At 39.8% G+C, this 12,265-nt stretch carries 7 protein-coding genes; all 7 read right to left on the bottom strand.

All coding sequences use genetic code 11. The features are described from left to right. Positions 1-347: 347 nt before the first annotated feature. Entirely contained in the window at positions 348-1,259 is a 912-nt protein-coding gene (locus NZ698_RS03310) for a carbohydrate kinase family protein (RefSeq protein WP_263001667.1), read from the bottom strand. After that, positions 1,259-2,800 carry a glycoside hydrolase family 32 protein gene (locus NZ698_RS03305; protein ID WP_263001666.1) on the bottom strand — a complete coding sequence of 514 codons (1,542 nt, stop codon included), beginning with the start codon at positions 2,798-2,800 and terminating at the stop codon, positions 1,259-1,261. Before NZ698_RS03305 ends, NZ698_RS03310 begins: the two co-directional genes overlap by 1 nt. A gap of 11 nt (positions 2,801-2,811) precedes the next feature. After that, positions 2,812-4,206 (bottom strand): DUF4960 domain-containing protein, encoded by a 1,395-nt coding sequence (locus tag NZ698_RS03300; RefSeq protein WP_263001665.1) that lies wholly within the window; start codon positions 4,204-4,206, stop codon positions 2,812-2,814. A 12-nt stretch (positions 4,207-4,218) separates the two neighbouring features. Continuing rightward, positions 4,219-5,916, bottom strand: coding sequence for a RagB/SusD family nutrient uptake outer membrane protein (locus tag NZ698_RS03295; protein ID WP_263001664.1), 1,698 nt, complete (start codon positions 5,914-5,916; stop codon positions 4,219-4,221). An 18-nt stretch (positions 5,917-5,934) separates the two neighbouring features. Next, positions 5,935-9,036, bottom strand: coding sequence for a SusC/RagA family TonB-linked outer membrane protein (locus NZ698_RS03290; protein ID WP_263001663.1), 3,102 nt, complete (start codon positions 9,034-9,036; stop codon positions 5,935-5,937). Between the two features lie 11 nt (positions 9,037-9,047). After that, a complete protein-coding gene (locus NZ698_RS03285; protein ID WP_263001662.1) occupies positions 9,048-10,604 on the bottom strand; it encodes a glycoside hydrolase family 32 protein in 1,557 nt (518 codons plus the stop codon). Between the two features lie 74 nt (positions 10,605-10,678). After that, the gene (locus NZ698_RS03280) at positions 10,679-11,989 is read right to left on the bottom strand and encodes a sugar porter family MFS transporter (RefSeq protein WP_263001661.1); all 1,311 of its coding nucleotides are present in this window, start codon (positions 11,987-11,989) and stop codon (positions 10,679-10,681) included. Positions 11,990-12,265 lie beyond the last annotated feature (276 nt).

The following is a 12,265-nucleotide window of genomic DNA, read 5'->3' as shown; positions in this document are numbered from 1 at the left end:
ACAACGCAGTAACGAATTACCTATCAATTTCGTCCACACCTAAAAGATCATTCAACCTTTATGGAGTATGTATAATCATTCAATATTGATCATTAAAATGCTGGAAAGCTCTACTCCTGCAAATTATATCTTCGGGGGGAGATATGTACATTAGCAGGCCGCATTAAAATTTAACAAATCACTTTCAAACTATTACAAAACCTACTTTGTGTGGTTACATATGGTTTCTTTATACCGCAAAAATATCTACTTACAAAAAAAAGCCTTCCCATCAGAAAAGTTAGATGGGCAGGCCTTTATCCGTCCAAAAGATTGGTAATTCCTACGTAATTAGATATATTCGGTCTTTAAACAGCGTTCTGTTCCAGAAATACCTCTATTTCAGAATTTTCTATTTTAGGATTTGCACCTGAGTAACTCGCTACCAAAGCACCGACAGCGCTTGCGAAATTGAGAGCATCAATAGGATTTTGATCTGAAAGCAACTTTGCAATCAGGCTGGCCAAAAAAGAATCTCCTGCTCCCACCGTATCTGCTACTTTCACAGGATAACCTTCGTGTCTATACAATTCATCATTCCATAGCAGGATGGATCCGTGTTTGCCTAAAGTTACACATATTGCCGTGGTGTTTGTTTTTTCTGATATAAACTTGATGTTTAATTCGAGATCATCGGACTTAAATCCCATTTCAGACGCAATCTCCAGAATTTCCTCATCATTAAATTTGATAAAGTCTGCCTTGTTCATAAGCTTTTCTAACAGCTGAATATTATAAAATGGTTTTCTTAAGTTTACATCAAAAACTTTAAACATTTTATCATTGGAATTTAATATGGAGAAAAGTGTGTTTTGGGAAACATCATTTCTGCAAGCAAGGCTTCCATAGAAAAAAACATCGGCCTTGTTTACGGTATCCATTATTTTCTCATCAGCACTGATAAAATCCCACGCAGAAGGAAACTTGATCTCGTAAGTTGCAGAACCACGTTCATTCAGGGAAACCTGAACAATTCCTGTTTCATATTGGGGAGAAACAATAATTCCGGCACCGTCAACAGCATTTTCTTTAATGAAATCCAGAATTACTTTTCCGTCATCATCATTTCCAATGGCACTGATGATAGAAACGGGAAATCCATACGAAGCTGTTCTCAGAGCAAGATTGAGAGGTGCCCCGCCGATTTTTTTCTCCGACCCAAAAACATCGAAAAGTACTTCTCCAAAACTTATTACATTAATTTTTTTATTGATAAACATTAATTGGGATTTTTAATATTAATATTACTGAATGAACTCTCTGATGAACTAAAAATACTCCATTTTTTATTAGCAATAGAATAAATTCTGTTGGTGAACGCAATTTTATCATTGATATAGACCACGCAAACATCGTTACTTATTGAGGCTGTAACAGTATATGATGTCCCTGAAACCGAACTTAGAGGATAATAATTCATCAAATCCTCCGAACCACTATTCATTACATAAGCTGCGATTCTGTTATTTCCAGGTTCAAACGCAATCCTTACTCCGCTGCCGGTGTCGGCGTCCTGCGCCAGAATAATACCCGCTTTTCCAGCTGATACATTCAATGTAAAGTTAATCTGATTGGCTTTCTGAAGTTTTGAAAAAGTAACCTGAGAACCAGCAGATAAATTAAAGCTACTTCCATTCTGAGAAACATTCCCAGTAATTTTCTCAACTGATATTGCAGTGTTTTGACCAAACACAGATGACAAATTTGAAACCGGTTTTACAGCCAGTGTACCGTCGGTGTTTTGAACCAGTTTGTGACTGACAATATTTCCCGCCCAATCTTTTCCTCCGGCGTTATTTTCTGGCGTTTTTCTGGCGGTCCATCCAACCAGATAACGGTTTGTATTATCTGAAACCGTTTTGGCAGCATACAGATAAGATCCGTCAAGACGGTCATTCTGAGGCGTAGTCCATGGTCCGTTTGGTGAAGTCGAAATGCGATAATGCGTTCCGGCATTGTTACTCCAGTTTTCAGAGAAAACGAGGTACCAGTAATTGCCTATTTTGAAAAGATCCGGACATTCCAGCATAATATAATTCTCGGAAGAGCTGGTGGTATAAATCGGATTTTGTACAGTCCAGTTTTCTGTTGCCGGATTGGTTGTGGTAAATTTCAGGACAACCGCCTTCTTGTCAGAAGTCTGAGCAGAAACGAGCATCCAGTATTTTCCATCTTCAGAATTAAAGAAAACGTGAGGATCACGGAATTCGTAATCATAATATCCTGCGGGAGCAGTAATTTTAAAATTCTTGACCTTCGTCCAGTTTTTCATATCCGTACTTGTTGCCAATAGAACACTCTCCCGTGGATTACCTGACAGGAATGAAGCCGTGGCATTGTGACCTGTATAAAAGTAATAGTAAGTGCTGCCTGACTTCACAAGGCTTCCTGTCCCCACCGCGAAATCGGCTTCAGATGCTGTTCCATAAGCAACTTGTCTTCCTTGATAAATAAAATCTGTAAAATTGCTGGTCTCGAAACTATGAATATCGTGAAATCCTTCACCTGCAGGTTTTGTTTTTGCATCGTGAAGAAAGAAAAGATGGAACTTCCCGTTTTCATAGTAAGGCATGACGTCCCCTGCATAACCTTCGGTGTAGTAAGGATTGTTTTCTCCCATCCACCGGTTGGGCGGCTGAGGAAAAATATTGGTTTTGCTGTATATATCCTGCGGATTAATCTCTGTTTCTGAATCGTGATTCTGACAGGAAAATGTTGCCACTGAAAGTATGGCTGCTATACATATTTTTTTTATTGACATTGATTCTGATATTAATGGGTTACAAGATAATTTAGACTGTTCTCCGTCATCTTTCTGATGTTATCCTGAAATGAATTGGCCTGGCTTGGAGTTCCGTTTACCGTCTCATTGTACCAGTCGTAGGCACCCGTACAGATCACCATACATTTTTTATTGGCAGTTCCGCCAGGAAATTCAGCAATGGCAACACGTCCGTCCAGTGTATTGTCCCAAGCTTCACTTGCAAGATTATTACCGCCTGTCTGATTTCGCCAGCCGGCACCATTGACATATCCGCCCCAATCAGGCAGAAACCACCATGCTGTATGATTCAGACGAAATGTGCCTTTCTGAAGAAGGTTAGCTTTCCCTGACTCATAAGTCTGAAGACCATCAAATACAGGATGAATCTCATTACCTTTGAAAGAAATTCCCCAGTCAATTCCTGTATCTATAAATCCGTTTGGAAGGAAATCTCCGAAAACGTTATTCGGTCCCTTCCCTGAGGGAACGATCCCCAATGCGTCAACATACTGTGCAGCAAAGCTTGTAAGCAGTATATTTCCACCACCATTCAGGTAAGTTTTGATTTTGGATGTTACATTAGAATTCATTGCATCTGTCGGTAAAGCTGTAGCAGAATCAAAATGCCACCATATCACATCAATATTGTTAAGATTTGCAGCACCGTTTGCAACATCAGCAAACGAGACGTACATCGCTCCTGAAAATTTTCCAAAAAGCCAGTCGGCAGCTGCAATCTCATCGGGATTTGTTAATCCTGTTCTCGTAGATGCCGTACCAAGAAATGCAACGGATGGTCCCGAAATAGGAGTTGTCACTTTAGCTGTATATATCTCGGTTGTGCTGCCATTGGAAACAGTAAACGAAACCGGACTGGTAAAGTTAATTGTTGTTCCCGATCCTGGACTGATGCTGACACCATTTCCCAGTTCTATCATTGGCTGCAAAGCGGTAAGATTTGTTCCTTCCGGCATTGTGAGGGAGATAGATTTTCCCGAATGATTGATGGTAGCCGATAATCCGTTAATTTTAAAGCTGATGATTGGGCTCTGAGCCTTTACAGTAACCAAATAATCTTTAAAGATGTTTCCGTTTTTTACTTTAAATTTTACCGGTTGCGAAAAATCAATCGCTGATCCCGATCCTGGTGAAACTGTTGCGCCCTGAGGTATTTCAATAACCGGAGCTAATGTATTTACACTTGTACCATAAGGTAACGTGACAGTGATTTTATCATCTTTTTGATCAATTTCTCCCGAAACCCCGTTTACCCTGAAGGAAGAGATATTTACTGAAACATCAGTAACAAGCCCATCTTCCATCTGATTTTCGCACGACCAAATCAGAGCCGCTGTCATAAGCAGAATGAATATACTGTATGTTTTCTTGATTTTTGTTTTCATTGGTATTATATTTTAATATCCGTTATTTTGTTTGTATAATCCCTGACTGAAATTGATCTGCGATAAAGGAATCGGACAGTATTCCTCAATACCGTGATCAAAACCCGCCTGCGAGTAGAAAGATCTTTTCGTCTTCTCAACAGAATAATAAGTGTTCATTGTTCCAGCTGTAACACCCCATCTCACCAGGTCAAAAAACCGGGAGCCCTCCATTGCAAATTCCATTCTTCTCTCCCATCGTAATGCTTTTCTTGCAAAATCCTGATTCCACGTGCAGTTTACACCAGGCTCATACTTGCTGATCAGATTATTGGTCGTATAATTCCCAGTAAGAACGGTACTGTTGGCAGCACGCTGCCTCACCTGATTGATTAGTGGTAATGCTTCGTTGATCTGTCCTAGTTCAATTAGGGCTTCAGCTTTCATCAGCAAAACATCGGAGTATCTTATAATGATTCTGTTTTTGGAATTGCCGTAAAAGGGATCCACATTCACAGTACAGCCACATCCTACCGGAACATTTTCTTTTAATGAAGAATAATACCCGTACGTTCCCGGGCTTCTGCTCCAGCTTTCCTGAAAGATTTTGTTTTCCTCATATTTCCATGGCAAGCCCGGCAATGCGACAGTATGATAAAGTCTGGGATCTACTTTGTAATTGTTTAATTGATTGTAGTTCAGATCTGTGTCATTGTAAGTGTCAAACATTGGTAATCCCTGAGGTGTTGTTTTGAATGCATTCACCAGATTCTGGCTTGGCTTATGAAAATCACAGCAGCCTAAACCTTGCGGAAGAGAAAGCACATCACCATAGTTAAGCCTTCCAAAGAGGGTTCCGTCATTATCTGAATACTGAATGGAAAATACCGCTTCAGGACCGTTTTCGTAGGTACCAGGCATGAAATTGTATCCAAAGTCAGGCTCAAGTGTATAATTACCTATTACCTGATTGGCAGCATCAACAGATTTTTGAAGGGTAACCGGATTTATCTGAGTAACCGTATAATTAGCGTCCTGTTCGTATGCCTGATACAGCCTTACTTTAGCAAGGTAAGCGTAGGCAGCACTTTTCTTAGGCCTTCCCACTTCAGACTGAGTAGGAGGAAGGTTGGCAGCTGCGAACTCAAAGTTTGAAGCAATGGCTTCCCATAGCTGTTGATCTGTCTTAGCCTTATTTGAAATTTTCGGATGGTCATCTATCGGAGTATTCTCATCCACATAAGGCACATATTTAAATAAAGTTTTTAATAAAAAGTAGTAATGTCCTCTTACAAAATTCATCTCCGCAATCCTCCTTTGCCTGTTTGGATATTCGGAGTCTGAAAGCTGATTAAGTGCGGCAATAGCTTTGTTACATCTGGAAATCCCTACATAATTGAGATACCATAACCTGTCTAATTCACCAAAATCAGGACGGATGTTGTTTGAAATTTCAAAAAAGTGAAAAGTCTGTATATCATTTGTTCCGCTTCCTCCCTTGTATGCATCATCAGAACGGACATTGCCGTATGGCCAAAGACTGAAAGGAGTATCATAATGGTCATTTCCAAGAGATGCATATGCAGCAACCACAAAACCATCCACATTCTGAGGTGTTACCACATCAGCTTCTGAAAGGACACCTCTGGGTTCGTTGTCAAGAAAATCGTTGCAGGAAGTGCTACCAAGCATAAAGGCAAATGCTATTATATAAAGTATATTCTTTTTCATTTTTTTATTATTTTAATATTATAGGGAAAAATTAACTCCAAAATTGAACGTTAACGGTAACGGGTAACCAAATGCCGGTGTCTCAGGATCTATTCCTGTAAAGCTTTTGGATTTTATTGTCCAGAGATTCTGTACACTTGCATACATCCTGAAATTGGATATATGATATTGCTCCATCAGAGATTTTGGGAAAGTGTAACCCAATTGCAAGACCCTCAATTTCAGATAACTTCCGTTTTCCACGTAGTAAGATGAGAATCTTGATTCTGCGTTACTGTCCACTGTTGTAAGAGCAGGAATATCCGAATTTGGGTTTTGAGGAGACCACGCATTCAGAAGCCTTGTACCTTTGTTGGAACCTACATCATCTACACTCCAAAAGTCAGTCTGATACTTTTTTGAATTGATGACATCTACATCACCGATACCCTGCCAGAATGCAGAAAGGTCAAAGTTCTTATAAGAAAAGTTGAAATTGACTCCGTACGAAAATCCGGGATTCGGATTTCCGATCCACGTTCTGTCCTTATCGTCAATAATGCCGTCACTATTTAAATCAGCATAGCGAATCCGCCCCAGTCCTTTCCCTGGCTGTGTGGCGGAATTATCCAGCTCAGCCTCTGTCCGGAAAAGCCCGTCTGCAACATAACCATACATTGAGTTGATCGGTCTTCCAAGAATATTGTCCGTTGTTCCGTTCCCACCATAGTTATTGACAACCGACTGTGGAAGTTCGGTAATTTTATTGCGGTTCATTGAAAAATTCCCGGAGACTTCGTAGCGGAAACCTCCCGCAGTTTCATTCTGATAAGATAATGCAGCCTCTATTCCTTCGTTCTCCATAGATGCCCCATTGATCCAACGATCTCCCCCTTCTCCAATCACACCAAGATACGGTGGCAAAACCAAAATATCTTTAGTTGCTTTTTTATATACATCTACGCTCCCTGTCAGTTTCTGATTAAATAATCCGAAATCCAATCCTAAATTGGTTTGTGTAGTAGTCTCCCATCGAAGGTCATCATTTTTGGTTTGTGTGGCGATAAATCCTGAAGGGAGCAATCCGCTTCCGACACCTGAAATATCGTAAGCAGTACCATAAGATGTCGCCCATGTGGGATTTCCTCCTGCATAATTTGCGATGTAGAGAGAATACACCGCAGAATTACTGATCTCCTGATTACCGGTTTGTCCCCAGCCAGCCCTTAACCTCAAATCTGAGAAAAACGGAATCAGATTTTGTGCAAAATTTTCCTTATTGATTCTCCATCCTGCCGAAAATGCAGGAAATGTTCCGAAACGATTATTCTTTCCGAATCTGGAAGATCCATCGTAACGCATCGTCGCTGAGAAAAGATAGCGGTTGTCATAGTCGTACGAAAATTTCCCGAAGTAAGACAACAGACTGTAATATGTAGAACTTCCGCCGTTGAAAGCGTCTCCGGTTCCGGCATCTGGATACATGTAATCAGGTGTTTCAATAAGAAAACCTTCTTTTCTCAGCCAGGTATTTTTAAATGTGTCCTTGTACATTTCCATTCCGCCCAAAAGATCAAATTGATGATTACCAGCTTTTGCTGTATACTGTGCTGTATTGGTCCATGTCCACTTTTCGGTATCTGACTGGTCAATATTCACTGCATTGGTTTTGTTTTGCAGATATCCGGAAACATAGCTTCGCTGCAGCATTCTTTTGTAATAGTTGGAAAGATCGATCCCAAAGCTGGATTTTAGGCTAAGGCTTTTTACGGGCTGTAATTCAGCAAAGACATTTCCGAAGAATCTTTGGTACTGATAGCCGTTATCTTTGTTGTATTCCAATAATCTTACAGGGTTTTGCCTGTCGTTCATTCCGCCAACCGGACCGCCCCATCCTATTCCGTCTACCGTATGAACCGGTATTATGGGCAAAGCACGTAAAGCAGGATCCAGAACACCCGGATCCATAAGTTCATTGGTTCTGTTAAAGGTAAAATTTTCTCCGATTTTCAGTTTTCCGTCGAAAAAGTTATAGGAGGTATTCACACGGGCAGATAATCTTTTAAAATTGGTCTGTTTCACAATTCCTTCATTATCATAGTAACCCAAGGAGAAAAAATAAGAACCTTTGTCTGAAGCACTTGATGCAGAGACATCCAGTGAATTGGCAACACCAGTCTGTGAAACTTCATCATACCAATTGGTATTGGCGGATTTAATGGTTTTTGCGGCATCTAAATATTCTGGTACGAAACTATTGTATAAAGTTGGAATACCATTTTGAACACCCCAGTCGAAATTGTAGCTGAGATTATTCAAATTCGGGTTCAGCCCGTCATTGATATTGGCCTGCCAAAGGACCTGTCCGAATTGTTTTGCATTTAGAACCTCCGTTTTTCTGGCATATTGTGAATATGCAGTATAATAATTGAGGTCGATTCTCATTTTCCCTTTTTTACCTTTTTTGGTAGTAATAATGATAACGCCATTCGCAGCCCTGGAACCGTAGATACTTGCAGAAGACGCATCTTTCAGAACCTGCATCGATTCTATATCACTTGGGTTAAGCTCGTGCATTCCAGCTTTTGTGGGAACACCATCTATTACATAAAGTGGGTCGGTATTATTCAGGGTTCCGACACCACGAATCAGTACTTTTGTGTTACTGCCTGAAGGAGATCCGTCGGCTGTGATGTTTACACCTGCTACTCTTCCCTGCAAAGATTTGATCGGATTGGGTTCGGTCTGCTTGTTCAGGTCTTTCATATCTACCACCGAAACTGCACCTGTAATATCTGCCTTTTTCTGCTTTGTATATCCGGTTACAACAACCTCGTCTATGTTTTTAATTTTTTCGGAAGCCAGGACGATGTTAAGAACCGTTTTTTCATCCACAATCACTTCACGGGTAGAATAATCGGGATATGTAAAAATTAAAGTATTCCCTTTTTGCAGATCATTGATCTGAAATCCTCCGCTGCTGTCTGTAGTAGTATTGGCTCCTGTTTCCGAAACGGTGACAACAACCCCGCTCAACGGTTTTTGATTTGAGGAAACTACCTTACCTTTAATTACTTCCTGCGCAAATACATACGAAAAAGGCAGAAGACAAAAGGCGATGGCTATTTTGTATTTCTTCATAGTAAAGTTTTTTATTTGATATTAATCTGATGAGCATTGATATTTAGAGTACTTCCTTTTGTATCTGAGGTTAAGCTCAGCTCAGAAAAGCTTTCATTAGGGAAGAAGATTTCGGTCATTACCTTTTCGCCGTCATTGAAAAAAATTTCTATGGAAGTTTTATCCAACACAATTTTGAACTTTGCATTTTTGTAGCTTTTTGTCAGTGGTGCTTTCGAAATATTGTCTGCAAAATTGCTTTTAAAATCGGTTTTACCGGATTTGGTACGGTCAATAAAAAGTTCTTTCGTGTTATTATCAATTCCGAAAATAACTTGTTCTCCCAATGAATTTTTCAAAGCAAAAGAGTAAACGCCTTTGGTCATTTTTTTGAGATCTACATCAATAACTGCCTTGGAAAGATCTATCTCACCTTTGTCGATGAGTTTTTTACCGGAAGCAAGGCTTATTTCTTTTTTAACAGCCTTTCCCTTGTATTTTTCAAGCTGTGAAACAGGAACATTTTTCAGAATATAACCTTCCTTCGTTTTTTTAAGAGAAACTTCCCTTGCCGTTGTTGTACTGCTTCGCCACGCTTCAGTAGGAACTTCCTGAGCATAATCCCAGTTACTCATCCAGCCGATAATGATTCTCTTATCCTGAGGGATATTATCGAAAGAAACACTTGCATAATTGTCTCTACCCCAATCCAGCCAGCAGGCTTTCTCCTTTTGAAGCTGTTTGGAAAAATGCTCATCTATAGTAAAAGATCTGCCATCAAAATCTCCTACAAAATACTGACCTGCAGAACCCCTGTTCGGTCCACCAGGATTGATATTGACGATAAGCACCCATTTTTCTTCGTTGCTTCCCTCCACTTTGATAGGAAACAGATCGGGACATTCCCAAACACCGCCGTGCCCGCCTGAATCTTTCCCAAATTCAGATTGAAACATCCACTCTTTCAGGTCTTTCGAGGTGTAGAAATGCGCTCTATCCTGTGCGGCCAAAGTCATTACCCACTGTTTTCTTTTTGTATCCCAAAACACTTTCGGATCACGGAAATCACGGATTCCCGGATTTTTCAATACAGGATTATTTCTGTATTTGATCCAGGATTTGCCGTTATCAACTGAGTAAGCGATGCCTTGAGACTCCACATCTGTTTTTCCGTCCTTTTCACGTTTGGGATCATGATAGGTATAAACAGCAACTACAGGATTATCAGCTCCAGTGCCGAAGCCGGAAGTATTGTTTTTATCAACAACTGCGCTGCCCGAAAAAATGTAGCCTAATTCATCAGGATAAAGTGCAATGGGCTGCTCCTCCCATTTAACAAGGTCTTTGCTTGTAGTATGCCCCCAGTGCATTGGTCCCCATTTATTACCATCGGGAAAATACTGAAAGAACATATGGTAAATACCATCCTTGTAATAAAGTCCATTTGGATCATTCATCCATCCTTTTTTCGGACTGAAATGGAAATTAGGCCTGTATTGCTTTTCCTCAGCCACCGTTGACGTCATTTGTGCACAAAGTCCTGAATTCACGGTTAGGGCTACGATCAGCGTAGTGATATATTTATTCATTGAAGTTATTTTTGATGTTCCTGTAAATCTGCCATATTTATATAACCGATTGAACAAAATGTTATTAAAGGTTCTTATTTAGATAATGTCTTACTTAATTTTTCAAGAGATACTCCTTTGGTTTCCGGCATCATCAACATGACGAATAATAATTGGAAGACCATGGCAACTGTAAATACCAAAAACACGGTCGCCGCGCCGATGGTGGCAAATAATGTAGGAATAAGTGATGGAATAATAGCTGCCAAAAGCCAATGTGTGGAACTTCCGAAAGCCTGTCCTGATGCACGCAGGTGATTCGGAAAAATTTCAGAAATAAACACCCAGATTACTGTTCCCTGACCAATAGCGTGAGAAGCAATAAACAGGAAAAGAAAAATTGGAATTGCCAATCCCGACCAATGAAAATAGAACGCCATAGAAACCAATCCCAAAGAAATGATGTAACCTACAGATCCCATATACATCAGAGTTCTTCTTCCTACTTTATCAATGAGATTGACTCCAACCAAAGTGAAAACCATATTTACAATCCCAATTCCAATACTGCTGAGAAGTGCCGTTTTTTCACCCAATCCTGCTTCTCCAAAAATTCTCGGTGCATAGTAAAGGAATGCATTAATTCCTGACATCTGATTGAAAAACGCTACCAAAAAAGCCAGTATCAACGGAAAACGGTATTTTTTCATAAAAATATTTTCACTTGGCGAATCTGAGTGCTCTTCTTCCATCTGCGAAATCAAACTTTCAGAATCCTGATCGGGGCTCAAAATTCTCATTACTTTTTTAGCCTCATCTATTCTGGATTGGGAAACCAGCCATCTTGGGCTTTCAGGAATGGTAAGAACACATAAAGTATAAATAGCCGCAGGGATTGCCTGCACACCAAGCATCCATCTCCAGTCATTGTCTCCAATGCCACTTAGTAAATAATTTGATAAAAATGCGATTAGAATTCCCAGAACGATATTAAACTGATACAGGGAAACCATTCTGCCACGGTCTTTTGCAGGTGCAATTTCTGAAATATATGCAGGCGCAGCAATCGTAGAGGCACCAACGCCCAAACCGCCCATAAATCTGAAGAATGCAAACAAATAAGGATCATTTGAAAGTGCAGTTCCTATTGCAGATAATGCATACAAAATACCAATAATTAACAGTGTTTTTTTCCGTCCTAATTTATTAGTCGGTAATCCTCCGAAGATGGCGCCTATCACTGTACCCCATAATGCCATTCCCATTACTACTGCTCCGTGAAATGCATCCGAGCTATTCCAGAGTGTCTGCAGTTTTTTATCTGCTCCGGAAATCACTACAACATCAAATCCGAAAAGAAATCCTGCCAAAGCTGCCGTGACAGACCACATAAGAATTTTATTCATCCTTAAAAATATTTATTTGTTTGTTTGTGGCTAATATATCACGGGGCGGCAATTGGAAGGTCTAAAAATGTAACTAAATATTTCGGCAAGGTTAACTATTTGTTAATTAATTATAATCAACTGATAATTAGTATATTATACGAATAATATTTAATTAAATTCTTATCAGATTTTAAAAATGTAACATTGTTTTATAAAAATGTTACCTGTGTTTTGTTGTATTTATGCTCTTCAGGCAATTATTACTATTAAAATTTTAACCGAAATAAGATGCAG

Origin of the sequence: Chryseobacterium edaphi, from assembly GCF_025628985.1 — a bacterium.
Lineage (GTDB): Bacteria > Bacteroidota > Bacteroidia > Flavobacteriales > Weeksellaceae > Chryseobacterium > Chryseobacterium edaphi.
This window is presented reverse-complemented; position numbering and strand designations above follow the sequence as displayed.

Bases quoted from the DNA above. Each gene is read 5' to 3' on its own strand.
- NZ698_RS03310 (WP_263001667.1), bottom strand. From the start codon at position 1,259: ATGTTTATCAATAAAAAAATTAATGTAATAAGTTTTGGAGAAGTACTT.
- NZ698_RS03305 (WP_263001666.1), bottom strand. From the start codon at position 2,800: ATGTCAATAAAAAAAATATGTATAGCAGCCATACTTTCAGTGGCAACA.
- NZ698_RS03300 (WP_263001665.1), bottom strand. From the start codon at position 4,206: ATGAAAACAAAAATCAAGAAAACATACAGTATATTCATTCTGCTTATG.
- NZ698_RS03295 (WP_263001664.1), bottom strand. From the start codon at position 5,916: ATGAAAAAGAATATACTTTATATAATAGCATTTGCCTTTATGCTTGGT.
- NZ698_RS03290 (WP_263001663.1), bottom strand. From the start codon at position 9,036: ATGAAGAAATACAAAATAGCCATCGCCTTTTGTCTTCTGCCTTTTTCG.
- NZ698_RS03285 (WP_263001662.1), bottom strand. From the start codon at position 10,604: ATGAATAAATATATCACTACGCTGATCGTAGCCCTAACCGTGAATTCA.
- NZ698_RS03280 (WP_263001661.1), bottom strand. From the start codon at position 11,989: ATGAATAAAATTCTTATGTGGTCTGTCACGGCAGCTTTGGCAGGATTT.